Annotated in this window: 1 rRNA gene; it reads right to left on the bottom strand. The window is 54.9% G+C overall.

Annotated elements, in window-relative coordinates:
• Positions 1-202 (bottom strand): 23S ribosomal RNA (locus KJS69_RS29485); the annotation flags it as partial.
• Positions 203-213: the final 11 nt, after the last annotated feature.

The raw sequence follows: 213 nt of genomic DNA, 5'->3' as shown, positions 1-213 counted from the left end.
GTTTCAGTTCCCTTGGTCTGCCTCTGCCGCACCTATGGATTCAGTGCGGAGTCCGTATCCATTACGATACGGGGGTTCCCCCATTCGGACATCCCCGGATCAAAGCTTGCTTACAGCTCCCCGAGGCATTATCGTTGTTCGCCACGTCCTTCATCGGCTCCTAGCGCCTAGGCATCCTCCGTGTGCTCTTACTAGCTTAACCTGGATGTTTTC

It is taken from the genome of Paenibacillus sp. J2TS4 (genome assembly GCF_018403245.1).
GTDB lineage: Bacteria > Bacillota > Bacilli > Paenibacillales > NBRC-103111 > Paenibacillus_L.
Note: the sequence above shows the minus strand (reverse complement) of the source record. Positions and strands in the feature narration are given on the sequence as shown.